The organism is Aquirufa lenticrescens (genome assembly GCF_019916085.1).
Taxonomy (GTDB): domain Bacteria; phylum Bacteroidota; class Bacteroidia; order Cytophagales; family Spirosomataceae; genus Aquirufa; species Aquirufa lenticrescens.
The window spans coordinates 477,367-503,899 of record NZ_CP049834.1 but is presented as its reverse complement, the minus strand read 5'-3'; the positions used below and the strand labels follow the sequence as shown (position 1 = coordinate 503,899).

Annotated in this window: 27 protein-coding genes; 10 read left to right on the top strand and 17 right to left on the bottom strand. The window is 43.4% G+C overall.

The features are described from left to right. On the top strand, positions 1 to 774 hold the full coding sequence (locus G9X62_RS02320; protein WP_223131207.1) for a cell division protein FtsQ/DivIB: 774 nt from the start codon (positions 1 to 3) through the stop codon (positions 772 to 774). A gap of 45 nt (positions 775 to 819) precedes the next feature. Beyond that, positions 820 to 2,166, top strand: a complete 1,347-nt coding sequence (gene ftsA, locus G9X62_RS02315) for a cell division protein FtsA (RefSeq protein ID WP_223131206.1) — start codon at positions 820 to 822, stop codon at positions 2,164 to 2,166. 1 nt (position 2,167) lies between these two features. Here the strand turns inward: ftsA and lpcA are convergent, their stop codons facing one another. Genes lpcA through prmC form a run of 5 tightly spaced genes read right to left on the bottom strand, consistent with a single transcriptional unit; the run spans position 2,168 to position 5,421 of the window. After that, positions 2,168 to 2,740 carry a D-sedoheptulose 7-phosphate isomerase gene (gene lpcA, locus G9X62_RS02310; protein WP_223131205.1) on the bottom strand — a complete coding sequence of 191 codons (573 nt, stop codon included), beginning with the start codon at positions 2,738 to 2,740 and terminating at the stop codon, positions 2,168 to 2,170. A gap of 13 nt (positions 2,741 to 2,753) precedes the next feature. Further along, positions 2,754 to 3,497: a TPM domain-containing protein gene (locus G9X62_RS02305; protein WP_223131204.1), complete on the bottom strand. Its 744-nt coding sequence runs from the start codon at positions 3,495 to 3,497 to the stop codon at positions 2,754 to 2,756. A gap of 9 nt (positions 3,498 to 3,506) precedes the next feature. Then, positions 3,507 to 3,929 (bottom strand): TPM domain-containing protein, encoded by a 423-nt coding sequence (locus G9X62_RS02300; RefSeq protein WP_223131203.1) that lies wholly within the window; start codon positions 3,927 to 3,929, stop codon positions 3,507 to 3,509. Positions 3,930 to 3,931: 2 nt separating this feature from the next. Further along, positions 3,932 to 4,525, bottom strand: coding sequence for a LemA family protein (locus G9X62_RS02295; RefSeq protein WP_223131202.1), 594 nt, complete (start codon positions 4,523 to 4,525; stop codon positions 3,932 to 3,934). A 50-nt stretch (positions 4,526 to 4,575) separates the two neighbouring features. Further along, the gene (prmC, locus tag G9X62_RS02290) at positions 4,576 to 5,421 is read right to left on the bottom strand and encodes a peptide chain release factor N(5)-glutamine methyltransferase (RefSeq protein WP_223131201.1); all 846 of its coding nucleotides are present in this window, start codon (positions 5,419 to 5,421) and stop codon (positions 4,576 to 4,578) included. Positions 5,422 to 5,470: 49 nt separating this feature from the next. On the opposite strand from prmC, the gene G9X62_RS02285 reads away from it, so the two are divergent. After that, positions 5,471 to 6,478, top strand: a complete 1,008-nt coding sequence (locus tag G9X62_RS02285; RefSeq protein WP_223131200.1) for an SMP-30/gluconolactonase/LRE family protein — start codon at positions 5,471 to 5,473, stop codon at positions 6,476 to 6,478. Between the two features lie 76 nt (positions 6,479 to 6,554). Here the strand turns inward: G9X62_RS02285 and G9X62_RS02280 are convergent, their stop codons facing one another. Then, a complete protein-coding gene (locus G9X62_RS02280) occupies positions 6,555 to 7,262 on the bottom strand; it encodes a 3-keto-disaccharide hydrolase (RefSeq protein WP_223131199.1) in 708 nt (235 codons plus the stop codon). A gap of 112 nt (positions 7,263 to 7,374) precedes the next feature. Here G9X62_RS02280 and rimO point away from each other — a divergent pair, with 112 nt between their 5' ends. Further along, positions 7,375 to 8,697: a 30S ribosomal protein S12 methylthiotransferase RimO gene (rimO, locus tag G9X62_RS02275; protein WP_223131198.1), complete on the top strand. Its 1,323-nt coding sequence runs from the start codon at positions 7,375 to 7,377 to the stop codon at positions 8,695 to 8,697. Here the strand turns inward: rimO and G9X62_RS02270 are convergent. After that, entirely contained in the window at positions 8,687 to 9,397 is a 711-nt protein-coding gene (locus tag G9X62_RS02270; protein WP_223131197.1) for a HesA/MoeB/ThiF family protein, read from the bottom strand. The genes rimO and G9X62_RS02270 overlap by 11 nt on opposite strands. A 67-nt stretch (positions 9,398 to 9,464) precedes the next feature. After that, positions 9,465 to 9,704 (bottom strand): 50S ribosomal protein L28, encoded by a 240-nt coding sequence (gene rpmB / locus G9X62_RS02265; RefSeq protein WP_130894998.1) that lies wholly within the window; start codon positions 9,702 to 9,704, stop codon positions 9,465 to 9,467. 119 nt (positions 9,705 to 9,823) lie between these two features. Here rpmB and G9X62_RS02260 point away from each other — a divergent pair, with 119 nt between their 5' ends. Together G9X62_RS02260 and G9X62_RS02255 are read left to right on the top strand one after the other, a co-directional pair. Then, positions 9,824 to 10,942, top strand: coding sequence for an endonuclease/exonuclease/phosphatase family protein (locus G9X62_RS02260; RefSeq protein ID WP_223131196.1), 1,119 nt, complete (start codon positions 9,824 to 9,826; stop codon positions 10,940 to 10,942). Further along, positions 10,932 to 12,245 carry an APC family permease gene (locus G9X62_RS02255; RefSeq protein WP_223131195.1) on the top strand — a complete coding sequence of 438 codons (1,314 nt, stop codon included), beginning with the start codon at positions 10,932 to 10,934 and terminating at the stop codon, positions 12,243 to 12,245. Before G9X62_RS02260 ends, G9X62_RS02255 begins: the two co-directional genes overlap by 11 nt. Before the next feature lie 91 nt (positions 12,246 to 12,336). Here G9X62_RS02255 and G9X62_RS02250 read toward each other — a convergent pair whose 3' ends face one another. After that, complete coding sequence (locus G9X62_RS02250; RefSeq protein ID WP_223131194.1) at positions 12,337 to 13,584, bottom strand: D-alanyl-D-alanine carboxypeptidase; 1,248 nt, start codon at positions 13,582 to 13,584, stop codon at positions 12,337 to 12,339. 51 nt (positions 13,585 to 13,635) lie between these two features. On the opposite strand from G9X62_RS02250, the gene G9X62_RS02245 reads away from it, so the two are divergent. Continuing rightward, positions 13,636 to 15,012 carry a sodium:solute symporter family protein gene (locus G9X62_RS02245; RefSeq protein WP_223131193.1) on the top strand — a complete coding sequence of 459 codons (1,377 nt, stop codon included), beginning with the start codon at positions 13,636 to 13,638 and terminating at the stop codon, positions 15,010 to 15,012. Here the strand turns inward: G9X62_RS02245 and G9X62_RS02240 are convergent. Then, positions 14,993 to 15,430: an NUDIX domain-containing protein gene (locus G9X62_RS02240; protein WP_223131192.1), complete on the bottom strand. Its 438-nt coding sequence runs from the start codon at positions 15,428 to 15,430 to the stop codon at positions 14,993 to 14,995. The two genes, G9X62_RS02245 and G9X62_RS02240, sit on opposite strands and share 20 nt — an antisense overlap. A gap of 73 nt (positions 15,431 to 15,503) precedes the next feature. On the opposite strand from G9X62_RS02240, the gene G9X62_RS02235 reads away from it, so the two are divergent. Together G9X62_RS02235 and G9X62_RS02230 are read left to right on the top strand one after the other, a co-directional pair. Continuing rightward, the gene (locus G9X62_RS02235; RefSeq protein ID WP_223131191.1) at positions 15,504 to 16,598 is read left to right on the top strand and encodes a Nif3-like dinuclear metal center hexameric protein; all 1,095 of its coding nucleotides are present in this window, start codon (positions 15,504 to 15,506) and stop codon (positions 16,596 to 16,598) included. Between the two features lie 39 nt (positions 16,599 to 16,637). After that, entirely contained in the window at positions 16,638 to 17,447 is an 810-nt protein-coding gene (locus G9X62_RS02230; protein ID WP_223131190.1) for a zinc ribbon domain-containing protein, read from the top strand. Between the two features lie 74 nt (positions 17,448 to 17,521). Here the strand turns inward: G9X62_RS02230 and accD are convergent, their stop codons facing one another. From accD to G9X62_RS02195, 7 genes are all read right to left on the bottom strand, one after another. Next, complete coding sequence (accD, locus tag G9X62_RS02225; protein ID WP_223131189.1) at positions 17,522 to 18,364, bottom strand: acetyl-CoA carboxylase, carboxyltransferase subunit beta; 843 nt, start codon at positions 18,362 to 18,364, stop codon at positions 17,522 to 17,524. A gap of 55 nt (positions 18,365 to 18,419) precedes the next feature. Beyond that, entirely contained in the window at positions 18,420 to 21,023 is a 2,604-nt protein-coding gene (locus tag G9X62_RS02220) for a T9SS type A sorting domain-containing protein (protein WP_223131188.1), read from the bottom strand. Beyond that, on the bottom strand, positions 21,020 to 21,667 hold the full coding sequence (locus G9X62_RS02215) for an HAD family hydrolase (protein WP_223131187.1): 648 nt from the start codon (positions 21,665 to 21,667) through the stop codon (positions 21,020 to 21,022). Before G9X62_RS02215 ends, G9X62_RS02220 begins: the two co-directional genes overlap by 4 nt. Position 21,668: 1 nt before the next feature. After that, positions 21,669 to 22,439: an MBL fold metallo-hydrolase gene (locus G9X62_RS02210; RefSeq protein WP_223131186.1), complete on the bottom strand. Its 771-nt coding sequence runs from the start codon at positions 22,437 to 22,439 to the stop codon at positions 21,669 to 21,671. A 4-nt stretch (positions 22,440 to 22,443) separates the two neighbouring features. After that, positions 22,444 to 22,812, bottom strand: coding sequence for a response regulator (locus G9X62_RS02205; protein WP_223131185.1), 369 nt, complete (start codon positions 22,810 to 22,812; stop codon positions 22,444 to 22,446). A gap of 121 nt (positions 22,813 to 22,933) precedes the next feature. Further along, on the bottom strand, positions 22,934 to 23,443 hold the full coding sequence (locus G9X62_RS02200) for a DUF2911 domain-containing protein (protein WP_223131184.1): 510 nt from the start codon (positions 23,441 to 23,443) through the stop codon (positions 22,934 to 22,936). A gap of 19 nt (positions 23,444 to 23,462) precedes the next feature. Continuing rightward, on the bottom strand, positions 23,463 to 25,691 hold the full coding sequence (locus G9X62_RS02195) for a DUF5916 domain-containing protein (RefSeq protein ID WP_223131183.1): 2,229 nt from the start codon (positions 25,689 to 25,691) through the stop codon (positions 23,463 to 23,465). A gap of 119 nt (positions 25,692 to 25,810) precedes the next feature. Between G9X62_RS02195 and G9X62_RS02190 the strand changes: the two genes are divergently transcribed. Beyond that, positions 25,811 to 26,527, top strand: coding sequence for a YebC/PmpR family DNA-binding transcriptional regulator (locus G9X62_RS02190; RefSeq protein WP_223131182.1), 717 nt, complete (start codon positions 25,811 to 25,813; stop codon positions 26,525 to 26,527). The last annotated feature ends 6 nt before the right edge of the window (positions 26,528 to 26,533 follow it).

Below are 26,533 nucleotides of genomic sequence, written 5' to 3'. Positions count from 1 at the left end.
ATGAAGGCAAACGCAACGTTAATCAAGCAAGTAATAGGGATGGTGATTTTATTCACGCTCATCCTAGCTGCTGTCGTTTTTGCGGAGATTAGCTTTAACGAAGTTGTTTGCAAAGGAGTGGAAGTGAGTCTTGATTCAGAGAATGAAAAGGCCTTATTAAGCAAGAAAGACATCAAGGTGATGGTCTCAGAGCAGGGCACGGATTACTTCTTAGACAAACCCATCACTCAAATCTCATTACGTCAAATCGAAGAACGCGTAAAGCGTATTCCTTTAGTAAAATCCTGCGAGGCGCACCATGATTTCAGTGGCGTCATTTCCGTATCTGTAAAAGAATACAAACCGATTGCTCGTATCGTTCGTTCCACGATAGGCACCTCGCCTTTTCCGGATCAGTATATTTCGGAAGATGGTAAATTCATCGGAACTAGTCCTTTGTTTACTCCGCGGATTATTGTCACGGGCGGACCATATTTTGACGGTAAAAGAGACCTGCAAGATAGAAGAGGAAAGACCTTGATCCCTTTCTTTCAATTCATTGAAAATAATGAATTCTGGAAGGCACAAATCTCTCAAATCATCGTCGCTAAAGACGGAGGAATCGTGTTAATTCCGACGCTAGGAACTACTCGGATTGACTTTGGCCTACCGATGAATATTGAAAACAAATTCAAGAAATTGTTCATATTCTACCAAAAAGTTATCCCCAATAAAGGCTGGAACAAGTACAGCTGGGTGCAACTGAAATATAAGAATCAGGTTATTTGCGAATAAGGACCAAAATTTTTAATTTAATATCCGTTCTACAAAAAAAATATAATGCGTAACGACTTAATTATCGGTTTAGATATTGGTAGCTCTCATGTAAGAGCCATTGCAGGGAAGCAAAACGACCGAGGCAGATTAGAGATTTTAGCGACAGGATCATCCATTAATACAAACAATGTTTTAAACGGAGAAATTGTTAATATCAATAAAACGACCGCTGCCATTTCAGAGGCAATGAACCAAATTTCTCACGTCTTAGACGGCAAGAATTCGGAGCATTTCTTCGCATCGAACTTGTCAGGATCGCATATTAAAGTACAACCCTTTAGCCTATCTAAGCTACGTAAGAACGAAAGAGAGCCCGTTTCTAACAACGAGGTGATGAGCCTGTTTGAGGAAGCGAAGCGCACGTTTGCAGATAAAAACCCTTGTGTTTTACATACCTTACCTATCGGTTTCAAAGTAGGTAATTTACCGGAAACTTTGGATCCCATCGGCCAAATCGGTCAAAAAATTCAAGCGGATTTCGTCTTCATTTCGGCGAATCCAAGCAAGAACGACTTATTAACGCAGTGTTTGAAATCAGCGGAGACGAAGCACTTGAAGAAAGGAAACGTTTATTTCAGTTCTTTAGCGACAGCAAGCTCTGTCTTGAATAAAGAAGAGAAGCAAGAAGGAGTTGTTTTAGTAGACTTAGGTAGCGGAACTACCGAGATTAGTATTTTCCAAAACAACCGTTTAAAGCACGCCACTGTATTAAATTGGGGCGGCGATTTATTAACGGATGATATTCAATCTGGATTAGAAATATCCCGTGATCACGCGGAGACGTTGAAGGTACGTTTTGGTTCAGCGATCCAGAAAGATATTCCGGTTAGCGAAGTCGTGATGATCCCAGGGATCGCAGGACGTAAGGCTACGCCAGTTTCTGTGAAGAACTTAGCGATTATCATCGAAGAGCGTTTGAAGGAATTAGCAGCGATCGTCGTGGCTGAAATTTCGAAGCACACAGATAGTAAGCAATTAAAAGCAGGTTTAGTATTAACCGGTGGTGGGGCACAACTTCCGTACATTGATGAGTTGTTCCAAAAATTCACCGGCTTAGATGCCCGCATCGGAGATCCGAATGCCACTTCAACTAATCCAGCCATTGCTACGGAGATCAAAGATCCTTCGTATGCCACTGTTATTGGTTTAGTGCAGGTATATTATGATCAGCAAGAAACGGCTGATGCAGATGAGGCTGCGATGGCGAGTGCTCCAGTAAAAGAAATGGCGAAAGAATCCGGATATACGGAAACAAAGTCATCGAAACCGGCGCCGCGTATCGGCGACTTATTCCGCAAAATGGTGGATGTGGTAATGGGCGACGACGATGGTGGCGATGCCTCGTATTAAGCTAGAATAATTTCGATTCAATTAACTGAATCAATATGTGGATCACTTTGATGTGGATTTCTTGAATGCGATCTGCGTAACCAAAGTGGTCCACTCTTATTTCATGGCAACCATAAGCCGCTAATTGGCCGCCATCTTTACCCGTTAAGAGAATCACTTCCATTCCTTTTGTTTGAGCGGCCTTCACTGCCTCCATAATATTGGCTGAGTTTCCTGAAGTAGAAATACCTACTAGTACATCGCCTTTATTTCCTAAGCCTTCAATGAAGCGAGAAAAGATGTAATTATACCCAAAGTCATTGCTCACACAAGAAATGTGGGATGGATCTGAAATCGCCATCGCCGCTAAAGCTGGGCGATTCTCTCGGTAACGACCAGATAATTCCTCTGCGAAATGCATGGCATCGCAATGACTTCCACCGTTCCCACAAGACAAAATCTTATTTCCATTCTTTAAGGCCTCCACTAATACGTCAGCCGCCTTTTCAATGGCTTCAATCTTTGCAGGATTCGCTAAGAAATCAGCTAATACTTGCTGAGACTCTTGTAGGGATTGGGTGATCAGATTATTCATATTACAAAGATAATTAAAAATCGCCTCCGGCACCGCCTCCACCGAAGTCCCCTCCGCCAAAGCCGCCGAAATCAAATCCTCCGCCTCCACCGCCAGAGCCTCCACGGCCGTAATCTCCACCGCCTAAAAAGATAGGTGGAAAGAACATTCCGCCTCCTCTAGATCCAGGACCTCCTCCACCCCCGCGGTTGCGAATGGCTTTGATGATCGAGATAATGACTAAAATAAGGAAGATGATGATAAATGGAGGAACACCTTGTGGTTCTTCACCGCTATCCTCGTTCTTAAACTCACCGCTGGCGCGCTGCATCATTTCGGTGGTCGCCTGATCTAAACCTTGGTAATAGGCACCTCCTTTAAAAGTTGGTTTTAGAATACGATTGATAATACGTTTGCAAATGGCGTCTGGCAAGACATCTTCGATCCCGCGTCCCGTTACAATGCGCAGTTTGCGATCCTGCATCGCTGCAAGGATGACAACTCCGTTGTTTTTGCCTTTTTGGCCTACACCCCATGTTTTACCAATATCTATGGCATAATCGTAAGGATCGCGTCCGTTCGTCGAATTAACGAGAACAATGGCGAACTGAGTGGAAGTCGAATCCGCATAACCGCGCATTTTCTGCTCGAGCGCATTTTCCTCCTCCGGATTTAATAGGCCGGCCTCATCTAAAATGTAGCCATTCGGTTTCGCAGGAATGCCTTCTTGAGCAAAAAGTCGTACACTAAAAAGAAGTAGAAATAAAAGCTTGCGCATAGAAACTAGTTAGAGCCCAAAGGAGATCTCGTTCGACAATTCATTTACATCTCCCGCCTCGTAAGGGAAAAAGCCTGCTAAGACCTCTCCGGTACGCTTCACGCCGTGAGCTAATCCAGCTCCGAATTCATTCTTTGCTAAATAAGCACGCATTTCATCGCGAATGGTTTCCCAAAACTCCGCCGGCACTTTCGCATCGATTCCTTTGTCCCCGATGATACTAAACTTGCGGTCTTTGAGGGCCAGATACACCAAAACCCCATTCTGCAAATCCGTCTTCTGCATACCTAATTGAAAGAATACCTCCTTCGCCCGATCAATCGGGTGTCCGGCGCAATGGCTTTCTACGTGTACGCGAATCTCTCCAGACGTCTGTAATTCAGCGTCTTGGATGGCTTGCAAAATCAGGTTTTGGTGTTCTACTGACAACATCCTTATTTCTTTTCGTCAAAATTCACTTCCGGTGCTTTCTCTGAGCCCGCTTCCGCTTGGAAGAATCCTTTCTCTGCAAATCCGGAGAAAGAAGCGATTAAGTTGTTAGGGAAAGTGACGATTAACGTATTGTATCCTTGAACAGCCGTGTTGAAATTATCACGTTCTTCTTTGATACGGTTTTCTGTTCCCTCTAACTGAGCTTGCAATTCAGAGAAGTTTTCCGTCGCCTTTAACTGTGGGTAGTTTTCAGCCACCACCATCAAACGCGATAAAGCACCCCCTAAAGAAGATTGAGCCGCTTGGTATTTTTGCAAATTCTCTGGACTTAAATCCTTCGAATCTAATTTCATTTGTGTTGCACTAGCACGCGCTTCAATTACCGCCGTTAATGTCGATTTCTCGAAATTAGCCACACCTTGAACCGTCTTCACTAAGTTGGGAATTAAATCCGCACGACGTTGGTACGCACTTTGAACGTTCGCCCATTTCGCTTTTACGTCCTGATCCGATGTAGCCATGCTATTACGTGAACCTACACCCCAAAAAATCACGAGAGCAATCACTCCCAAAACAATCCATACTGTCTTATTCATCTTGATAAATTTTAATTGGTTTTAGTTGAAACAAAAATACGAGTTAATTTTTAAAGACCTGATTTTTGGGCCACAATCATCCGGTCATTCCCTTTGAAGTCCTTTATTAGCTTGACGTCTTGGAAACCCTTGCTAAACAAGAGCTCTACGGTTTGAGTTCCAAAGTATTGATTAATTTCTAGACACAAGTAGCCGCCAGTGTGCAATCGTTCCAGCGCAAAGTCTGCTAATGCCTCATAATATTTCAGGGCATCGTCATTCGGAACGAATAAGGCCAAATTCGGTTCAAAGTCCAGTACGTGATTCGCCATCTCTTTTTTCTCCTCCTCTGTCACATAGGGCGGATTCGACACGATCACCTCCCAAGTACCTTCAGAAGAAGGCCAGGCGAAAATATCTTGTTGTTTAAAATCTACTTCAGCCTTCAATGCATTGGCATTTTGGCGAGCCATTTCAAGTGCACCTGCAGAAATATCCCAAGCCTCCACTGTGAGCGATGGCCGTTCTAATTTTAAGGAAATAGGAATACAACCAGAACCCGTCCCCACATCTAATACGGAGGCATTCTCGGGTGCATGTCTTAAAACAAGATCTACTAATTCTTCCGTTTCAGGACGCGGAATTAGGGTATCCGTATTCACTTGAAATAAATGATCCCGGAAATAGGTCTTCCCCATCACGTATTGAAGAGGTTCTCCAGCAGATAGACGCCCCAGACGCAAATCCCAATCCGCCGGCAAGTCCACCTCTTTTTTCAAGATGATATCCATCGAACTCAAATTCCATCCCAAATCCAGGCAACGAAAGGCAATCGCACGCGCTTCTGAGGGCTCATAATGCGTCGAAATCGCTTCGGTAATTTGCTGGATAAGAATAGGACTGGCAATCGATTTCATTTGTGGAGAATTTGGGTAAATTTACGAATTATAAACCGATGAAAACGCTATGAAAAAATTAATACTACCGCTCATCACAATCCTGGGATTAAGCTCAGCAGTGAATGCGCAATATAAAACGATGGGCAAGATTCACGTCTATGATGAATCTGTGACTACATTAATTGACCCCTCCACTCCTATTGAGATTGTAGCGGAAGGTTATACTTGGTCAGAAGGTCCGGTTTGGGTAAAAAAAGGAAATTACCTATTGTTCTCGGACGTGCCTGAAAATAAGATTTACCAGTGGACCGCAGAGAAAGGTGCCGTTCTTTATCTAACGCCATCAGGCTATTCAGGTAAGGAATATTATTCATACGAACCCGGAGCAAATGGCTTGATTATTAACCAAAAAGGAAACCTTGTTTCCGCAGAGCATGGCAACAGAAGAATTGCTGAAATGCCTTTGGAAAAACCTGAATTAAAGAAATCCCTCTCTGGATTATGGGAAGGCAAAAAACTCAATAGCCCGAACGACGTCATCCAAGCCAAGAATGGTGACTACTATTTCACCGATCCTCCCTACGGTTTACCAGGTCGCGGGAAAGAAGAACCGGCAAAGGAATTAGCGTATCAAGGAGTGTACCGCATATCGAAAAAAGGCGAATTGAGTTTGCAATACGACAAGATGGCCCGACCAAATGGCCTAGCGATGAACCTAGACGAAAGCGTTTTGTATGTAGGTTCATCAGAGCCGAAAGAATCCCATATTTTAGCCTTCCAGGTAGACAAGAAAGGAAATTTAGGCGAACCCAGCGTATTTTTTGATGCAGCAGAACTTGCGAAGCAAGGAATTCGTGGTGGTTATGATGGGATGAAGCTAGATTCAAAAGGCAATATTTGGACAACAGGTCCAGGCGGAATTTTAATCATCAGCCCAGCGGGTAAATTACTAGGACGCATTGAAACGGGGAATCCAAACTCGAATGTGAACTTTGGAGAGGATGGCTCAACCTTGTTTATCACTTCGAAGATGAATTTATTGCGCGTGAAGACGAAGACAAAAGGACTGAAATAATCCGCGCGAATCCGTGCAAATCCACGCAGCGCAACATAAAAAAGGCCTCGATCGCAAAATCGAGGCCTTTCTTTTTTTATAATTTTCTAATCTTAATGTTTCTGAACCAAACTTGGTTTCCGTGATCTTGCAATGCGATGTGGCCTTGCATTACCTTTCCGAAATCCGGCATTCCTTTGAACTTAGAACCGGCGATTAAATCTTTCCAATTCTGATCGTCTGTACGAGTTTCTACCACCAAAGTACCGTTTAAATACAATTGCAACAAACCTTTATTGTTCACAATGCGTCCTGTATTCCACTCGCCCACGGGCTTAACCGTTTCTTTGTACGACTTAATTAAGTCATATAAATCTCCTGCGCGGTGTTTCGTGATTTTACCATCCGCATGGCCATCGTTATCAAGCACCTGAAATTCTGGGCCTGTCACATACGTCGCGTAATATTTCTTCGGATCATCTGTCACGTTGAAGATAATACCCGAGTTTCCATTCACAGAGATCTTCCAATCTACCGAGAAATCGTAATTATCAAAGGATTCATTAGTCACTAAATCGCCACCGTCTTTTTTCGCTGCGTCGAAACCGATCACGCCATCTTCGATCGTCCAAGAAGATCCTACTTTATCTCCTTTTCCGTAGCTGTGCCAGCCCGTGAAGGTTTTTCCATCAAATAATAATTGAGTTCCATTTTTCTTTTCTGCCTTTGTTAACTGGTTCAATCCTTGACCAAAAGACACAAATGCGAAGCAGACCGCCGCGCAGGTTAAAACGATTTTGTTCATTTAAATTAGGTTTATGATTTTTACAATACTACTAAAAGTCTACAACAATTGTATCTGTTGCGGGCAATTTTAGCGTCAAATCTTTGTAAATTGCAGGCTGATATAAAAATCCATGAAGACCAAAGTAGCCCCAAAGCCCTCCATCAACATCATTACCCTCGGTTGTTCCAAGAATCTAGTCGATTCAGAAGTACTCTACACCCAATTAAAAGGGAATGGATTAGAGGTGACCCACGAGGCGAAAAAGGACAAGGCAAACATCGTCGTGATTAATACCTGTGGCTTCATTGATAATGCCAAACAAGAATCCATCGACACCATTTTACGCTACGCAGACGCAAAAGAAGCAGGTAAAATCGATAAGTTATACGTAACCGGTTGTTTATCGCACCGCTACAAAGATGATTTAGAAAGAGAAATCCCGATGGTAGACTCGTTCTTTGGGACGAATGAATTACCCCGCTTATTAAAGGCCTTAAAGGCAGACTATAAACACGAGTTAGTAGGCGAGCGTCTATTGACAACGCCAGCACACTATGCCTATTTGAAGATTGCTGAGGGTTGCGATCGCCCTTGTAGCTTTTGTGCGATTCCCTTGATGCGGGGGAAACACGTTTCTACTCCGATGGAGGAGTTAGTGAAGGAAGCTAATTCTTTAGCCAAAAAAGGCACGAAAGAACTGATTCTAATCGCCCAAGACCTCACTTTTTACGGTTTAGACTTAAAAGGAGAAGGCAAATCAGGGCGCAAATTGAAAGAATTATTAGAGCGTCTATCCGATGTCAACGGCATCGAATGGATCCGTTTGCAATATGCTTATCCGGCAGGTTTTCCTTTGGAAATTTTGGACACGATGGCAGAACGCAACAATATCTGCAAATACCTAGATATGCCACTCCAAAGTGGTTCTGACGCGATGTTAAAGCACATGCGTCGCGGAATTACGCGTGAGAAAACGGAGGAATTGATCCATACGATTCGCGAGAAAGTGCCGGGTATCGCCTTGAGAACGACATTGATTTCGGGTTATCCAGGTGAGACGGAAGAGGACTTCGAGGAGACCTATTCCTTCGTGGAGCGGATGCGTTTCGACCGTTTAGGGATCTTTAATTATAGCCACGAGGAAAATACACACGCCTACCTAGTGAACGACGATGTGCCTGAAGATGTGAAGCAATTCCGTTCAGACGAAATCATGGCGGTTCAACAAGGTATTTCAGAAGAGTTAAATCAAGCGAAAGTAGGCCAAACCTTGAAAGTGATGGTCGACCGCAAAGAAAGCGGTTACTTCGTGGGACGTACGGAATTCGATTCTCCCGAGGTGGATAATGAGGTCTTGATCCCAGCGGAGCAATACGCACGTTTAGGTGACTTCGTAACGGTGAAGATTAATAAAGCCGAAGAATTCGACTTGTACGGCGATATTATAGCCTAAACGAACTGAGACGCATATCGCGTATATCAAAGGTCATCAATCCTTGCTGTGCTGGCGATTCGAAGCCAGCAAGGTAGAAGATGGCTTCTTTGGCCTGAAACAATCCAATGATTCCTGGCAACACCCCTAAAACCCCTACTTCATCGCAGGCGGGAATTTCCTGTGAGCTAGGTTCAACTGGAAAAAGCGATCGATAAGTAGGCCCTGCAGGATGAAATACGGCAAACTGTCCCTCCCAGGCATGAATGGCCCCATAGACGAAAGGCTTTTCTAAAGCGACGCAGGTATCATTAATCAAATACCTTGTTTTGAAATTATCCGTACAATCGATGATCAGATCGTGATGCGCTATATAGCTCGAGGCGTTATCTGCCGTTAAATTCTCTGCAATACCCTGAATGACGATGGTTGGATTCAAGGCTTGCAAAGCCTCTGCTGATTTCAAGGCTTTTGAGGCACCTACGTCTTCCGTTTTATACAACACCTGACGTGCTAAGTTCGATAATTCGATCACATCCGCATCTAGAATCGTGATTGATCCCACACCAGCCGCAGCTAGAAAAGGCAAAGCTCCACAGCCCAAACCTCCCGCTCCCACGACAAGAATCTTCGATTCTTTCAAGCGCATCTGTTGCGCCTTCCGCCATTCGGGAAGATTCAGCTGTTTACGGTAACGCTCAAATTCTAAATCGCTTAACATGTAGGTACAAATAAAAAAAGCCTTCTTGAAAAATCAAGAAGGCTAATTTCGATAAATATTTTGAAAACTAAACGCTTAACGTACCCTTACGAGCTGCAGCGATTAAAGTTTTTTCAAATCCGTTTTTGTTGATCGTGCGAATTGCTTTCGCAGAAACTTTCATACGAACCCAAACACCTTCTGACTCTAAGAAAAATTTCTTAGTCTGTAAGTTCGGGTAGAACTTACGCTTAGTCTTGTTATTAGCGTGAGAAACGTTATTTCCTACTTGAGTTTTGCGTCCTGTAATTTGACAAACCTTTGCCATCGTATCTATTATTTAAAATTGTTCTTTCCTAAAGGGATTGCAAAATTAGAAAATAATTTGAAATAACCCAAACCTCTTTCGAAAATTTATAAAATGGTTCACAATGTGTATCTTTGGGTATGGCTAAGCGCAATACGAAGGCACCCCTAAAGAAAAAAATCATCTCTTCCCTGATCTGGTTGGGAACGTTGCCATTGTGCCTATACACGCTTTTGACTTACCTTTTGAGTTATTCGCTCATCGTAGAACATTGGTTTGCAGGGTTTATCATGATGACGATGCCCTATGCCCAATTGCTTTGTCTTTTTTCATTGATTTACTGGACATTTCAGCGAGCGAAGCGAGCGCTTTTACCCCTAATTGTACTAGCGCTAGGATACGGATTTATCGGAAGACATATCAGTTTTAATCAGCCTGTAGCGAGTTTAGCTAAACCGCTGACGGTGATGAGCTATAATGTTTTTGGGATGTATTCGAATGACTATGAGGCCAAAAAAGAGCCATTAGAAGACCTGAAGAAATTTATGCGTGATTACGACGCAGACATTAAATGTTTCCAAGAATTTTATTCACATTCCGATCGAAAGGCCTACCACACGGTCTCTTTCTTAAAAGAAAAATATCCGCATTACGCCTTCATTCCACTGAAAAAGCAATTATTTGATTCGCACGAAAAAATGGGCTTAGTCGTTTTCTCAAAATACCCTATCATACACGAGGAAGGAGAGCAATTTGATAACTCAGCGAATGGCTATTTATTAACTGATATCGTAAAGGATCAAGATACGATTAGAGTAATCAATCTTCAACTTTGGTCCATGGGCATTCGAGTGAACAAAATGACCTCCAAGCTGTACTTTCAAGAATATAAAGATGCCAAAAGAGAAGGCCGAGGCATCATTTCTTCACTCCGCAAAGGATTTATTGAACATAAAAAGGAGATGAGCCAGATCAATCGTCTCATCCAAAAAAGCCCCTATCCCATCTTAGTCGTAGGAGATTTAAACGAAACTCCTTCTGGCTGGGCCTATGGAACGATTCGGGAACGTCTGAAAAACTCCTTCGAAGAAGCTGGGTCAGGCTTTGGCTTTACCTTAAACCGCAGCCCCTATTTAGTGCGCATCGACGATCAATTCTTCTCCGAGGAATGGAAAGCCATTAATTTCCAAACCCTGCGCAACATCAAATATTCCGACCACTTCCCTACCGTGGGTCAATACGTCTTGAATGGAAAATAAACTCTGGAAGGTTTTAGGCACCGGTTTCGGGATCGCTGTCACGTTAGGTGGAACCGTAGGAACAGGCATCTTACGTAAACCTGGACCCATTGCAGCCTCCTTACAAGACCCCGGATTAATCCTCAGTTTATGGGTTTTAGTGGCTATTTATGCCTTATTAGGGGTGAGCTGTGTGTTGGAATTAAGTTTATCCATTCCCAAAGCAGGCTCTTGGTATGGCTATGCCGAACGAGCTTTTGGCCGCTACATCGGTTTCCTTGTGGGGCTAACGAGCTGGCTTGGAACAGTTACTGCACTCGGTTTTGGATCCTATACCTTTAGTGAATACCTCATCATTGTTTTCCCCATTTTAAGCCCTTATTTAGTCTATTGTGCCATCGGAATCCTTGCCCTATTGTGGTTTTTCCATCAATTAGGCGTGGTGATGGCCGGTAAATCCCAAGAATGGCTGAGTGGCATCAAGGCTTTGGCCTTATTGATTTTCATCGCCATCTGCTTTGTGTACGGTGGTGGAGGAGTTTTTGCGGAACAGACACATGTACCTACGGGATTGCCTTTAACGACCGGAATCATGACAGCTTTGTTGTCCATCTTTTATGCATTTGACGGCTGGCACACGGCAAGTTATTTCACGGAAGAAAATAAGGATCCTGTTAAATCCATGCCAAAATCGATGTTCATCGGCGTCATCATCGTCGCATTTATCTACTTGCTGATCAATGTGGGCATCTTGTATAGTCTTCCAATCGACACCCTTTCAAGCAGTAAATTAGCCGCAGCTGACACGATGAAAGCCTTGTTTGGTGCAGATATGGGACGCTGGATTACCGTCTTTTTAATGTTGAGTATCTTAGGAATCTTGAACACGCAAGTGATGTTCGCTCCGCGGGTGATCTATTCGATGAGTCGGGATGGATTGTTTTTCAAACAGGCCGAAAAAGTAAATGCAGCAGGTTCTCCCACCACCGCGACACATTTAACCGTTTTCTCTGCCTGTATTTTCTTATTAGCCGGCAAACAAATAAACGAACGCCTTTCGGACATTGCGACCTTCTTTTTTGTAGCTAGTTATTTAGCTGGATTCGCGTCACTATTAAAGCTCCGCGTCTCTGAGCCTAACCTAAATCGGCCTTATTTAGCTTGGGGATATCCCGTTTTACCGTGGATTTTAGTGATTATCTCCTCCCTATTCTTGATAGGTACCTTGGTGACAAATCTAGGGAGTGTGATGTATGTGGTAGGGTTTGTGGGGGTGAGCTATTTAGTTTATCGAAGAATGGAGAGTAGAGATAATAGAGCATAGATAATAGAGCATAGATTATAGATAATAGAGTAGAGATGGTTTATATTGAATCTTTACTCTATAATCTATACTCTCTTATCTCTACTCTATTTTAGTGTATCGCCCTCAAAAACTCCACCACCGACTTCTTAATATCTCTAACAGGCGCATTACCCAGATTAGATAATACGGAGAAGGCCAATGTCTTTCCGTCTTTGGTGAGATAATAACCTGAAAGATCATAGGTATTTCCATAAGAACCTGACTTTGCCCACATCCGCACGCCTGGATTTAGGTCTTGTACGTTACGCATCGTCCCAGTTTTACTCGCTTCAGGCAACAAGGTATGTAAACGATCTGGAGCCACTTCTTTCGCTAATAATTCCAGTATGTGGATGAAATCCTTTGGCCTAATTAAATTATAACGAGATAAACCGGAGCCATCTACCCAGCGAATATCGCTTAAAAATTCATTGCCTGGCTCTTTTTTCAGATTCTCAATCACCTGCGAAGGCTCCCAGCCTTTCTCAGCGGCGATCATCACCAATAACTGTTCGGCCACCGCATTATCACTTTCGTGCAACATAGGCAGGTATAAACTATCCATTTTACCGGCATAGAAAATACGGGCATCCGGATGTACCGCGAGCGGCATCGTCTCCACGGATTTATGTAAGGTATCCGTCAACAAAAAAGTCGTCATATCAGGAGAGGTAATGAATGGTACGTCCTGGGATCCATATTTCTCTGAAGTCAAAACCGGTAATTCAAACTGATTTTTCAAGCGATTTCGACGTACTTCCAGCGTAGATCCTGTTTTAGCCACGGCCTCAAAGGCGTCAGGCAAAATCTTCCAGCGTTTCGCAGAAGCCGAAAAATTCACCAAGTTCGCATATAATGGCAGATCCGATATTTCTGCCGAATAATGGTCATTATAATCATCCCAAGCCCAGCCTGAGCCTAAAATGGGCAGTGGTTTCAAAGGCGCCCCGTACACTAAAACTTTCGATGAAGCCGCTAAGAAATCACGCATGGCAGTATTCTTGATGGTAGGATGCAGGTTAGAAATATCGCCAGTGCCCCAGAAAAACAGGGTATCCTTTGTTTCGCGGTATTTAAAGGAAGGGATTTGGCTGCCTAGAATTCGATTAGCCTGCAAAAAGGTCAGCAGCTTCATATTAGAGGCTGGCATGAAATATTGATCTGCATTCTTTTCGAATAAAACCTTACCAGAAGAAAGGTCCTTGATCATCACGCCGCTGGCCCGCTGAGCGAGGCTAGATTCGTTAAAGGCGATCTGTAAATGGGAGCTTTGGCAACCTGCTAAAGCGAACAGGAATAAAAAGGCGAGATTTTTCATAGGATAAAGGTAAAAGGTTTTCGTATTTTTGGGCTCATTTTAATCAAAAGAATGCTCGTAGGCTTTGTCATTTTTTACCTCGCTTTGAACCTGGCCGTGGGCTGGTGGGCTAGTAAAAAGGTGAATTCCACGCAGGATTTCGTGTTAGCAGGTCGTTCGTTGCCCTTTGCCTTAGCCACGATGGTGACTTTCGCAACTTGGTTCGGGTCTGAAACAATTTTAGGTGCGCCTAAGGAATTCGTGCACGGTGGCGTTTTAGCTATTATTGAGGAACCTTTTGGCGCGGCGGTCGGCTTGTTTTTAGTGGGAGCCATTTATGCGCGAAAACTGTATCCATTGCCGGTTTTGACCTTTAGTGATTATTTCCGTTTGCGTTTTGGAGCCTTTTCAGAGAAGCTTTCGGCGGTGATTATGATCCCATCCTATTTCGGTTGGATTTCTGCACAATTAGTGGCACTAGGGCTCACGATGCACCTTTTATTGCCTATTTCTGTGGAAATGGGAATCATCATAGGCGCACTCTTAGTGATGGCCTATACCCTGTTAGGAGGTATGTGGTCGATCTCGGTGACGGACTTTTTCCACAACATTATCCTCATTGCTGGGCTGTTATTTTTAGCCTATTTGTTATGGGCCAAAGTCCCAGATTTCAACCAACTCATCTCTTCACAACCTAAAGGTTTTTTCCGAGCCATCCCCAGAGAAAACACGTGGAAAGATTGGCTAGTCTACGGCGCGGCCTGGATTACAATCGGCTTGGGATCCATTCCGCAGCAAGATATTTTTCAGCGTGTCATGTCCGCGAAGAGTGAAAAAGTAGCCGCGAGAGCGAGTATTGCCGCTGGCGCGATGTACCTGACGGTTGCCTTATTACCCTTATTGATTGCTTTTATTGCGGTTCGATTATACCCTTCGCTACTGGCTGAAGACGATTTGTTGATCCCTACTTTAGTGATGAAATTTACTCCACGGGCGATGCAAGTCTTGTTTTTAGGGGCGCTACTTTCAGCCTTATTAAGTACGACTTCGGGTGCGATTCTAGCCCCGGCCTCCGTTCTGGGTGAAAACATTTTGAAACCTTTGATGCGCCGTCCTTCTGACAAAATCGTGTTACTATTTATCCGGGTATCGGTGGTTTTAGTGACTTTGGCTTGTATCATTATGGCCATAGAACGCCAAAACATCTTCGAACTCGTGGGCGAAGCTTCAGCCTTCAGCCTCGTTTCCCTCTTTATTCCGCTAAATGCAGGACTTTGGTGGAAGAGAACGACACCTTGGGGAAGTCACTTGAGTATGGTATTGGGATTGGTTTTTTGGGGCTATTTTCACTTTATCAGCCCGTCAGAAATTCCAGCAGTATGGTTTGGTCTACTGGCCGGATTGATTGGCTTGCTGATGGGAAATCAAATTAAAGCCAAATCTGCTTAAGCGTTCCCACATATTGACCTTTCTTCCCCGTGTGAATAAAATCAAGGATGGCGTCATTTAGTGCAGGATAGACATTCAATTCCGCTATTTTATCCGCAGGAACCCAAACTAAATCATTTGCCGTCGTTTCTTCTAAATGCAACTGTGGAATTCCGCCCACAATATCTCCTTCAAAAATCAGGTGGGCACAAGCTGCGAAATCAGCCGTTGCGTGTACTTGACCTACAGCAATCAAATCACCCACCTCTACCTCAATGCCTAGTTCTTCTTCGCACTCGCGAGCAATGCAAACCGGAAATGTTTCTCCTGCATCGACATTACCCCCTGGCAAAGCAAATTTGCTGCCCCCGGGATAATCATAGCGCATAAAAAGCACATGATTATTTTCGATGATGAGCACAGCTGGTCTAATTCGCATAGGATTGGATAAATTTGAAAGGTTAAATATACCATTAGATTTCCTAAATTGCAGTCAAAATGAACGTATTGGTATGCAAATAAGAGAGATTTGTAAGCAGATGGAAGCTTGGGCACCTGTAGCCTGGCAAGAATCCTATGATAACGCAGGGTTACTAGTGGGTGATGCTTCTACGGAAGTCAAAGGCGTATTAATCAGCCTAGATTGCACGGAAGAAGTGGTTGAGGAAGCTATCAAAAAAGGATGCAATCTCATTATCTCCCACCACCCCATCGTTTTCTCCGGTTTGAAGCGAATAACTGGCGCGAACTACGTAGAACGAACAGTCATAAAGGCTATTCAAAACAATATTGCCTTATACGCTTCCCACACGAATTTAGATCATGCTCCTAAAGGGGTAAGTTATCATTTAGCGTCGAAATTAGGCATTTCAGGTCAGGTGATGAAACCGATGCGCGATGCCTTAAAAGCCTTGCAGTATTATGTTCCTGTTTCGCACGAAAAAGCTGTAAGAGAGGCTTTGCATGCCGCTGGAGCAGGAAATATAGGCGAATATTCAAATTGTAGCTTTACACAGGAGGGTTTAGGACGTTTTCAGCCTTCCTCGCAGGCAAATCCGCATACGGGATCAGCTGGCAGCTTATCTGAGGTGAACGAAGTGAAGGTGGAGATGATTTTCCCTACCCATCTCTCCGGTCAGATTTTGAGCGCGCTCAAAGCTGCCCATCCATACGAAGAGGTGGCCTATTCCATTCATTCGCTCGATAATTCGTGGCAAGATGTAGGTTCAGGCTATGTAGGAACTTTGGAAAAACCCTTGACACCTGAGGATTTTATTACTTTTGTCAAAAAACGTCTAGGCCTCAAAGCCCTCAAGCACACGGCATTACCCTCAAGGCCTATCTCAAAGGTGGCTGTTTGTGGTGGAGCTGGAAGTTTCTTAATAAAAGAAGCTGTAAAACAAGGTTGTGACGCCTATATAACGGCTGATATTAAGTACCACGAATTTTTTGATGCAGAAAATCAATGTTTAATCATCGATGTGGGGCATTACGAGTCAGAAGTCATGATTATTGATGCGATACATGACTATTTATCAAAAAAAATTAGTACTTTTGCGGTTCTCCTGAAAAGCGAAACAAATACAAATCCTGTATTCAACGCCTGATAAAGGATAGAATTTAGACAATTCAAATAAAATAGAATAATGGCTACAGTTACCGAAACAACGATTGCCCAAAAGTTAGAGGCTCTATTAAAGCTTCAAACAATTGATACAAACTTAGATTCTATACGCAAAGTTCGTGGTGATTTACCCGAAGAAGTTCGTGATTTAGAAGATGAGATCATGGGTTTAGAGACTCGTTTGGCTAAATTCCAGCAAGACGTAGCTGATTTTGAAGAGCAAATTGCTAACTACAGAATCGCAAAGAAAAACTCTGATAACTTAATCATAAAGTACAAGGAACAACAAATGAATGTGCGCAATAACCGCGAATTCGATGCGATTTCTAAAGAAATTGAATTGCAAGGAATCGAGATGGAAATTGCTGACAAGCGTATCAAAGAAATCGACTTCAAAGTTTTGAACAAAAACGACGAAATCGCTTCCGTTGAATCGAATTTATTCGAGCGCAAGAAAGACCTTGAAATCAAACAAAATGAATTGCAAGTGATCATCGCTGAAAGCGAAGAAGATGAGCAAAAATCATTGAAAGATCGTGAGAAAGCGGTGAAAACGGTAGACGAGCGTCTTTTCAAATCATACACAAAATTACGCGACAACGCACGTAACGGCTTAGCCGTAGTTTTAGTGAAGCGTGGTGCTTGTGGCGGCTGTTTCAGCTCTGTTCCACCACAACGTCAAACAGACATCAAAGACAAGAAGAAAATCTTAGTTTGCGAGCATTGCGGACGCGTATTCGCAGGTGTGGAAGATGTGATTCCAGCACCAGAGAAAGAAAAGAAATCGCGCGCTAAAGCTGCACCAAAAGCAGAAGCAGCTGCTGCTGAGTAATTTCAATAAAATACAATGAAAAAGCCCGCTAGAGATAGTGGGCTTTTTTTATTCATTAAATTGCTGAACTACTTCTATTTCAACATCCCTAACAAGGAACTCAATTTGTCTTTCAAATCTTTGCGATCGACGATAAAGTCTAAGAAACCGTGCTCTTCTACGAACTCGGCGCTTTGGAATCCTTTAGGTAAATCCTTACCGATGGTTTCCTTGATAACGCGAGGGCCAGCGAAACCGATTAAAGCACCGGGCTCTGCGATATTGAAATCTCCTAGCATCGCGAAAGAAGCGGTAACACCACCCGTTGTTGGGTTGGTCATTAAGGAGATATAAGGAATCTTAGCTTCTGCGAGGAGGGCGATTAAGGAAGAGGTTTTGGCCATCTGCATTAAAGAGAAACCTGCCTCCATCATACGGGCACCACCAGAGCGAGAAATCATTAAGAATGGCTTTCCTGTCTCTAAGGAGTGGCGCATACCACGAGTGATCTTCTCTCCCACCACGGATCCCATCGATCCTCCAATGAAGTTAAAGTCCATGGCTGAGATGCAAATAGGCAATCCATTAATATCACCGTAAGCTGTTCTAACCGCATCTTTCAAGCCCGTGTTGTATTCCGTAGCTTTAATACGATCAGTGTATTTTTTCGTGTCCGTGAACTCTAATGGGTCACCTGAACCCATCATTGGATCTAATTCTGTGTAAAGGGAATTGTCAAATAACAACTCAAAATAGTCTTGAGAACCGATTTTTTCGTGGTAATTACAACCAGAACAAGTGTAGGCAAACAGACGGTGTTCGCGCGTATGAATCGCTTTTTTGCAAGAAGGACATTGGTACCACAAACCATCAGGGGCATCTAATTTAGAAGCGGTGGGGGTGACAATTCCTTTTTCTTTTCTTGAAAACCAAGACATAGTGCTAATTTTAATGATTAAGTCTACAAAGATAAGTAAAAAGCTTTGCTAGGCCTTAGCGAACCACAATAATTCGCTTATTATATACATTTCTATTCGTGATGACTTGGACAAAATACGTTCCAGCAGGCAAGGTTGAAATGTCGAGCTGCTTATCCAAATATCCCCCCTTCACGGAAACAATTTCCTGCTGAACCCATTGGCCAGCAAATCCTAGAATCCCTACTCTTATATCTTCCTCCTGTGATCCTACAGCTAATTGTACACGGACTAGGCGAGAGGACGGATTAGGAGATAATCTCAATTCTGGCAATAAAGTAAACGGTTCTGCCGCTAAAACCAACGGTGGCGGTGGCGGAGCTACCGAACCCTGAATATTCAAATTGTCTATCGCCCAGCCCCAGCCGTGAGCCCCTACGTCCGCGTGAAGACGGAAGCGGAAGATCAATTGATCGCCAGCTTTAAATTTACCTGAGGATAGAATATCAATTTCTCGTTTTTTGACCAAAGCAGACGTACCCTCCCCGGTTGAATTGCCTTTCGAGTCAAATCCCGAATTATAGGCATTTAACCAAGTCGTAGAGAAATTCGAATCCCAACCATTGATTAAATTATACCAGTTTTTTCCGGAATCATTCGAAGCCTGAACCGTCACATAATCATAAAAACTACGATTCACCGAGCCATCCGTATTCAAGAACGAAGCACCTGACTCGCCCGGCTCCACTAAAACTACCTCATCAAAATAAATCCTCGACGTATCTGCTCTAACCGTGATAGGCTTCAACAAGACTGCATCATTATTCGTAAACTTGTCCGAACCTCCAGCGCCATTATAGGACTCCTCAGATCCATCCGCATACGGGTGGGCACTGTGCAAACCAATGCTAGAAAACCCAGAAGGCTGGGTAAAACTGAAGCCTTTTAGGTAGAAATCTGTGTTAGGAGGTGTGTCAAAATTCTGTTTGTAATTCGCCGCAGCTGCCTGTAATCCTATCACAACAAACTCGTAGTTTCCGGTAGCCGGAAGGGTGACGGTATTCGTGGTTTTGGCCTTATCCTTTACGATAATCCGGTATTTAATGACATCCCCTGCCTTCAATAATCCGGACGCAAAATCAAAACTATTCGTAAAACTAAAACTCAAACCAGCTACCTTTTTAAAGCCTTTGCGAATTGTGGCACCGCTATTGATGGAATATTCCATATATATCGTGTCGATCCCGATATTATCCGCCGCTAGCAAAGTAGGTAGCGGAACTGTGGTCTGCGAAGTGAAAATATATTTCAACGGATTGGAATAAACCACCTCCGGTTTGGTCGTATCAGGAGCAATATTAAACTCAAAATAACTACCAAAACGTGTCCCAGAAATCACAGGTGCCTCCGCCGGTGTCACAAATTTCTTTCCAGACTTCTCCTGCGCATACCAGTAGTACTTGATATTTCTGGACGTCGCACTTTTAGGCAACGAATAAGAATAGGTATTGCCTGTTTTTGTAAAAGTGGAAATTGGATTAAAAGTGGTAGAATTGATTGCTAGATACAGTTTTAAGGAGGATTCATCCCAAAGCGTATCCGAATATACCTGCACTGAAAACACTTTATCTGAAGCCTGATCCTCCGTATCGCTATATTCCTCTCCGATCAAATTCGAAGAATACCAGCCAAAATCATTAAAAGCCGAAGTCACAATGGGTCCAATGCTGCGGGTTACCTCACCGCGCGCGATTTGGGGAGTCATCAACGCATTTGCATCACCTACCTTATATTTCACTTGATCCACGTGGTAAATACTGGATCCATCCGAATAAGTAGCAGGAGTGTACAATTTCCCTGCACTACCGTTCTCACGTAAAATGGAAGGAGAAGAAAGGTTGATTTTACCTGAGGTAATTTGCGTATATAAAGCAGCCGAAGGATTCTTAAAGCTGTTCGTATCCATTAGAGCGACATTAGCCCCGTTCACCATATACTGGTCAAAAATGCCCGGATAACCATAACCAGCCTCTCCATTATCTACATTCACCTGACCAATGAAACCTAAACCGTGCCCCATCTCGTGCAATACCACCGAATACAAATCGATTTGATTTATCGTGGGCACGCCATCAGTCCCTATATACCAAGCGGTAAAATCAGAATTAAAGGTCGCTACGATATCCGGATTTGTTCCATTTAAGTTCTTATGGGACATTTTCTCTGCCAAAGCAATGGGATAAAACGTATTCAACCGATTCGCCCCCACAAAATTTCGAACATTCACTGAGGCGCCTGCGCTACCCAATACATTCGCAGAGAGTGACGCCCATTTCACATAGACATTAATAGGCACATCAGACGAAAACACGGTAGACCAAGTCGCCGCCGCCTTCTCAAAAACCGTCTTCACATCCGCTGGCGGAACCGTCTCGTAAGTGACAACGATGTTTGCTGATGCTTTGGTTTGGGTAGAGGCATCTAACTTTATCGCTGCCGCTTGCGCTAAAATGGCCCGCATATTTTCGGTATACCCTTCTGGTAAATCCCGTTTCAAACCCATGTACTCGGGCGTATATTCTTTGATCATTTTACCCGGCACCATCTCCATTTTAAAGCGTCCTTTTTGGGCAAAAGTGACGGTGCAGATGCACAATAATAAGACTAGCAGATTTTTCATAGGGAAGCGATTTGATCGTATAAACCAATAAAATGAGGGGCAATCACTTGGGTGTGGGCTAATTCTGCTGCGGTATGCGAGGTGGTGATTCCTACCACACGCGCACCGGCGGCTAATCCAGACGCAATGCCTTGTAGGGAGTCTTCAATCACCCAACAATCGGCTGGATCTACACCCACCAGGGCCGCCGCTTTTAGATAAATTTCTGGATCAGGTTTGCCTTTTGTTACTTCAGCACCCCCGATAATCGCATCGAATTGATCGCGAATGCCTAGGCCATCCACAATAAAATCAATATTACCTGGACCCGCAGAGGTCGCTAAGGCTGTTTTTATTCCTCTAGAACGCAACTCGGTCAAAAAAGCTAAAAGCCCTTCCGCCGGCTTTCTATGCTCAGCATAAAACTCCCGGTAAAGTACTTCTTTCTCCTCTTCTAGCACTTCCACCTCCGCACGAGTCATTTCCTTTTTATAAAACCATTCGAAGGTGTCCTTCGAATTCATCCCGTTTAACTCCTTGTAAAAAATCTCCTTCGTTAATGGAATGCCATTTCGCTCGCAAAAAAGCAACCAAGCTTCTACGTGATACGGTAGATTATCTACGATCACGCCATCCATATCGAATAAAACCGCTTTGAAGGACATATTATGAGTTTAAGACAAGCCCGTCGTAGGCTAGAAAAACGTTAGGGGGTAATTCTTTTTGCACTGTTGAGTGTAAGCCCATTTGGTGACTAATGTGCGTAATGTACGCTTGTTTAGGCTGTAAATTCGCGATTAATTCGAGGGCTTCCGCTAGCGTAAAATGAGAGACATGGGTTGTCTTGCGCAAGGCATTGATGACTAAAACGTCTAGATTTCGTAGCTTATCTTGCTCCTCCTGGGCGATGGAATTCGCGTCCGTCACATAGGCAAAATTCCCAAATCGAAAACCCAACACATCTAAGTAATAATGCTTTACGAAGATGGGTTGAATATCTATTCCTTGCACTGTGAAGGGCTTTCCATCAATCTCATAGACATCGATTTCTGGCACTCCCGGGTATTTATTATCGCCAAAAGCATAGGCAAACTCCCGCTTCAATTGCTCTATGACCTGAGCGCGGGCATACAAAGGAATCGACGATTGCTGGTGGAAATTAAATCCCCGAACATCGTCCATTCCGGCCGTATGATCTTTGTGTTCGTGTGTGTAAAGTACGGCATCCAAACGCTTAATTCCAGCCCGAAGAACCTGCTGGCGAAAATCTGGACCCGTATCGATAATGAAACTCTTCCCTCCTATTTCGATGTGTACCGAAACACGAAGCCGCTTATCTCGCTCATCAGTGGACTGACAAACCGTGCAGTCACAAGCGATCATCGGAATCCCCTGCGAAGTTCCCGTTCCTAAAAACGTCACTTTAGAAGGGGACATATCTTTATTCCGTTAAGGCTTTCACCTGAGAAACCAAGGAATCGAAGTTCAAAGGCTTAGCTAAGAAATCATTGAATCCAGCTGCTTTAAAATCATCCATCGAATAGTTGCGCGCGTTTCCTGTGATGGCGATCATCGGAATGGCTGCTTTTTTCGCGTCTGCTAATGCACGAACCGCACGAGCGCAATCCATACCATCCATTACTGGCATATTGATATCTAATAAGATAATGTCAAAATCAGCCTTAGCTAATTCATCTAACACTTGTTGTCCGTTTTTTACGGCGTGGATCTCAAAATTTTGAAATTCTAAAATCTTCTTAGCTAGATTTTGGATCACTGAGCTATCTTCCGCTATCAATACCTTTTTCATATATTCTTGTTTTATCGTCAATTACGAGTAAAAATAGCCAAAGGAATGTGGATTTCAAACGAATTTTGGCAATAAAAAAAGCGGCCCATCGCTGAACCGCTTTTTTATCAAGATCTTGATTTTATTTCAAGTAAAAAGAAACTGAAGATTTGTCCCAATCTAACGTTACCTGGCCAGCGGCCGTGATTCCGATTGTGAATTGCTCCGTGTGTGCATGCTCGCTAACACGCGCTTTCACACGTAAAACGTCGTTCGCCTCCTTGTAGGTATAAGCACCCCACATTTTAGCTTCTTTGTTAAAGATGATTGTCCACTCTGCCGCACCTGGGATGGTGAATAAAGAATAAACACCTTTAGCCAACGTTTTACCTTGAACCGTGATGTCATTAGAAACTTCGATCGTAGTCGCTTCGTTCGCGCCTGTTCTCCAAACTTCGCCATAAGGAACTAAGGCTTTCGCTTCTTTGGTACCAAAAACCAAACGGCCTTTCACCGAAGGTTGAGCGTACTTAATCATCACTTCTGTGTTACCCACTTTTTGTGAAGCCACTGCAGCTGGTGATGGAGCCGCTTTCTGTGCTAAAACACCGAAAGAAACTAAACAAGTCAATAGTAATAAGAACTTCTTCATAGTATGTTTTTTATTTAGATTACAAATTAAGCCAATAATTCAATTTCAACACCAATGCACGGTTACGAATTTGCATAATCTCCGGAAAATAATTGTCCGTATACACTAAGAACAAATCCGAAGCAGGTTTGTAACGCCACTGTAAGCGTGCATTTAAATTCACATTTTTCGTTTGTTGATTCAATTGAAAGAACGTGGCAAAGAACAATTTGTTTGAAAAAGTGATATCTATTTTAGGTCGAATGATCCAGAAATTAGAGGAAACTTTCTTCGCTGCTGCCACATCCGTTCCTGGGATGGCCACATCAACGATATCATTGTAATCGATGGCCACCGAGAAACTACCATAGGGTTGGAAGCGATACCCTACATCCGCGGTGATTCCTGTGCGCCAGCCTTGGCCATAATAACCACCAAAACGAGACGATAAAGTATACGTAAACAACTTGATAGGAGAAGAACTATAGCGCGCATTCAAGGCATACCAATCGTGCTCCGTCCCTTTTTTCAAAGCCGTATTCCCCATTCGAGTCGCGTCGAAATCATACAATAATTTCACATAATCATACGATAAATAACTCCCAAAAGTAGAACGATCCTTCATCGTTCCTTCATAAGCCACATAGGAGGTATTGTCTGTAAAAGTGCCTTGGTTATTCCAATAGCTCATTGTCATCGCCGAAAGTGTTGTGTAAAACACATTCGTTGACTTGTTTTTCGGATAGAAATTTTTTGCGGCATCAAACTGTGTTTGCAAATAATTCACACGCGGAACATAACCTGTTTCTGGATTGTAATTCTCGCCCACCCACGATTCTTTAATTCCAAATGCCCAGTTATTGTCTTTGTAGGCCAAAGACGCAGCCTGCGAGAAACTTCGATCCTTTTGCACCGGACTAATCGTGTTCGCATAAAAGAGCGATCCCGTCCAGAAGTTATCCGCTGAGGCCAGATTATACTCAAATCCCAGATCTCGGTTATAGGCCTGAAAACCATTCGAACGTTGCAAATCAGTATCGATGAAGGATTGTTTATTGACCATATAGGCTCCAAAATTGGAACGTGCGAATAACTTTCGCTGCAACGCAACCATCGAATAATTTTGGGTAGGCACCCCTTTTGCATCGATTCTTTCTGATTGCACATTCAAGGCTCCTATTCTCCAGTCCTGGTTCAATTTACCACTCAAACGCGCGCCATAAGTAATAGGCGTTTGCTCATATATACCGGTCTTTGTATTCAGTGCTAAACCGATTCTGCGAGAGAAGAAGGGACGGATATTTTCTGTCCCAAATCCATCAAACAAATCCGAGTTCTCAATAAAGAACTGCCGTTTTTCTGGATAAAAGAGCTCAAATCGATCCAGATTCGTCTGTTGTCTATCCACATCCACCTGAGAGAAATCCGGATTCAATGTCATATCTAGGTTCAAACCCGAATTAATAGCGACCTTGATATCGCCCCCTATTTGATTGCGCATCGAAGAGGGATCTTTCGTCTCGTAATTAGCCGTCACACCCGATAAAACATAGGGAATCAAAGAAACATTCTTCTTAGGCGTGGGCGGCGGTGTATCCCAAACTAATACCCCAGCATAAGCTAAAGAGGCAGTGGGAAATTGCCGAGGGACAGGGGCCCAGGCGGATTTTTCTTTGGCCTTTAAATCATAACGGGAAAAATTAATCCCCCAGCGACTTACATTGCCCTTATAGCGAATCGACTTAAACGGAATCGCCGCTTCGAAAATCCACGAATCCCGCTTGTAGGTCGTGGCAGATTCCCACTTATTATCCCAGTTCAGATTTACCTTCGACCCTTCGGACATTTGGCCATCCCACTGAGCGCCGGCTGCATTCGCACCAAATGCAAAGCCGGTTGTCTTATCTTCAAACGTATCGATGAAGACTAAAAAATTATCATTCACCCCAAAACCAAAATCCCGCTTCATCGACTCCACCACAAAGGCGCCCGGTTCTTTCAAGAAACATTCCGCCGAGATATAAATGTATTTATCATCGTAGGTCATCTTTACGTCAGTCCTTACCTGTGCACACAGCGAATCGAAGGGATTACACATCATAAAATCACTGACCGCCGCAGACTGAAACCAAGCATTTTCATCAAGCACCCCATCAATTTTGATGTTACCCGTGCTTTTCTGAATATGCATTTTGAAATTTTCATTCTTCTTTTGGGCAAAAAGCGACGTGGTAAAAAGGACAAAAAAGAGTACGATATATTTTTTCATTCCTGCAATTTAGCCAAATTTCCTTAGCGCGAAAGGCGGTTCTGTGGGGGGATTTTTTTTAGCTCAGATAGCGGAATTCCATCAGCTTGTTTTATTTTTGCATTTCAAAATAATGAACTATGGGAAGAGCCTTCGAATTTAGAAAAGCGAGAAAATTCAAACGTTGGGGTCAAATGGCCAAAACCTTTACCAAAATAGGTAAGGATATTGTGATTGCAGTGAAAGCAGGTGGTGGCGACCCATCATCTAACTCCCGTTTACGTGCCATCATCCAAAACGCGAAGGCAGTGAATATGCCGAAGGAAAACGTGGAACGTGCGATCAAACGCGCTACTTCGAAAGACCAAGAGGATTACAAAGAGATTGTATACGAAGGATATGCACAACATGGTATCGCCATCCTGGTAGAAACAACAACTGATAACATCAACCGTACTGTAGCGAACATCCGTTCCTCTTTCACGAAATGTGGCGGTAGCCTAGGAACAACGGGGATGTTGGATTTCATCTTCACCCGTAAATCCGTATTTAAAATCGCGGCTAAACCGGAAATCGATTTAGAAGAATTAGAATTTGACTTGATTGACTTAGGTGGTGACGAAGTATTCTTAGATGAGGAAACAAACCAAATAAATATTTATGGGGAGTTTACTGCTTTTGGAGCGATCCAAAAATTCTTAGAAGAAAAAGGATTTGAATTAATGGGAGCCGATTTCGAACGCATCCCAGATGAGACAAAAGAACTAACAGAGGAGCAAATAGCGGATGTGGAGAAACTCATCGAGCGTCTAGAGGAAGACGACGATGTGCAGAACGTCTACCACAACATGGGCTAATTAATA

Bases quoted from the DNA above. Each gene is read 5' to 3' on its own strand.
- G9X62_RS02320 (WP_223131207.1), top strand. From the start codon at position 1: ATGAAGGCAAACGCAACGTTAATCAAGCAAGTAATAGGGATGGTGATT.
- ftsA (WP_223131206.1), top strand. From the start codon at position 820: ATGCGTAACGACTTAATTATCGGTTTAGATATTGGTAGCTCTCATGTA.
- lpcA (WP_223131205.1), bottom strand. From the start codon at position 2,740: ATGAATAATCTGATCACCCAATCCCTACAAGAGTCTCAGCAAGTATTA.
- G9X62_RS02305 (WP_223131204.1), bottom strand. From the start codon at position 3,497: ATGCGCAAGCTTTTATTTCTACTTCTTTTTAGTGTACGACTTTTTGCT.
- G9X62_RS02300 (WP_223131203.1), bottom strand. From the start codon at position 3,929: ATGTTGTCAGTAGAACACCAAAACCTGATTTTGCAAGCCATCCAAGAC.
- G9X62_RS02295 (WP_223131202.1), bottom strand. From the start codon at position 4,525: ATGAATAAGACAGTATGGATTGTTTTGGGAGTGATTGCTCTCGTGATT.
- prmC (WP_223131201.1), bottom strand. From the start codon at position 5,421: ATGAAATCGATTGCCAGTCCTATTCTTATCCAGCAAATTACCGAAGCG.
- G9X62_RS02285 (WP_223131200.1), top strand. From the start codon at position 5,471: ATGAAAAAATTAATACTACCGCTCATCACAATCCTGGGATTAAGCTCA.
- G9X62_RS02280 (WP_223131199.1), bottom strand. From the start codon at position 7,262: ATGAACAAAATCGTTTTAACCTGCGCGGCGGTCTGCTTCGCATTTGTG.
- rimO (WP_223131198.1), top strand. From the start codon at position 7,375: ATGAAGACCAAAGTAGCCCCAAAGCCCTCCATCAACATCATTACCCTC.
- G9X62_RS02270 (WP_223131197.1), bottom strand. From the start codon at position 9,397: ATGTTAAGCGATTTAGAATTTGAGCGTTACCGTAAACAGCTGAATCTT.
- rpmB (WP_130894998.1), bottom strand. From the start codon at position 9,704: ATGGCAAAGGTTTGTCAAATTACAGGACGCAAAACTCAAGTAGGAAAT.
- G9X62_RS02260 (WP_223131196.1), top strand. From the start codon at position 9,824: ATGGCTAAGCGCAATACGAAGGCACCCCTAAAGAAAAAAATCATCTCT.
- G9X62_RS02255 (WP_223131195.1), top strand. From the start codon at position 10,932: ATGGAAAATAAACTCTGGAAGGTTTTAGGCACCGGTTTCGGGATCGCT.
- G9X62_RS02250 (WP_223131194.1), bottom strand. From the start codon at position 13,584: ATGAAAAATCTCGCCTTTTTATTCCTGTTCGCTTTAGCAGGTTGCCAA.
- G9X62_RS02245 (WP_223131193.1), top strand. From the start codon at position 13,636: ATGCTCGTAGGCTTTGTCATTTTTTACCTCGCTTTGAACCTGGCCGTG.
- G9X62_RS02240 (WP_223131192.1), bottom strand. From the start codon at position 15,430: ATGCGAATTAGACCAGCTGTGCTCATCATCGAAAATAATCATGTGCTT.
- G9X62_RS02235 (WP_223131191.1), top strand. From the start codon at position 15,504: ATGCAAATAAGAGAGATTTGTAAGCAGATGGAAGCTTGGGCACCTGTA.
- G9X62_RS02230 (WP_223131190.1), top strand. From the start codon at position 16,638: ATGGCTACAGTTACCGAAACAACGATTGCCCAAAAGTTAGAGGCTCTA.
- accD (WP_223131189.1), bottom strand. From the start codon at position 18,364: ATGTCTTGGTTTTCAAGAAAAGAAAAAGGAATTGTCACCCCCACCGCT.
- G9X62_RS02220 (WP_223131188.1), bottom strand. From the start codon at position 21,023: ATGAAAAATCTGCTAGTCTTATTATTGTGCATCTGCACCGTCACTTTT.
- G9X62_RS02215 (WP_223131187.1), bottom strand. From the start codon at position 21,667: ATGTCCTTCAAAGCGGTTTTATTCGATATGGATGGCGTGATCGTAGAT.
- G9X62_RS02210 (WP_223131186.1), bottom strand. From the start codon at position 22,439: ATGTCCCCTTCTAAAGTGACGTTTTTAGGAACGGGAACTTCGCAGGGG.
- G9X62_RS02205 (WP_223131185.1), bottom strand. From the start codon at position 22,812: ATGAAAAAGGTATTGATAGCGGAAGATAGCTCAGTGATCCAAAATCTA.
- G9X62_RS02200 (WP_223131184.1), bottom strand. From the start codon at position 23,443: ATGAAGAAGTTCTTATTACTATTGACTTGTTTAGTTTCTTTCGGTGTT.
- G9X62_RS02195 (WP_223131183.1), bottom strand. From the start codon at position 25,691: ATGAAAAAATATATCGTACTCTTTTTTGTCCTTTTTACCACGTCGCTT.
- G9X62_RS02190 (WP_223131182.1), top strand. From the start codon at position 25,811: ATGGGAAGAGCCTTCGAATTTAGAAAAGCGAGAAAATTCAAACGTTGG.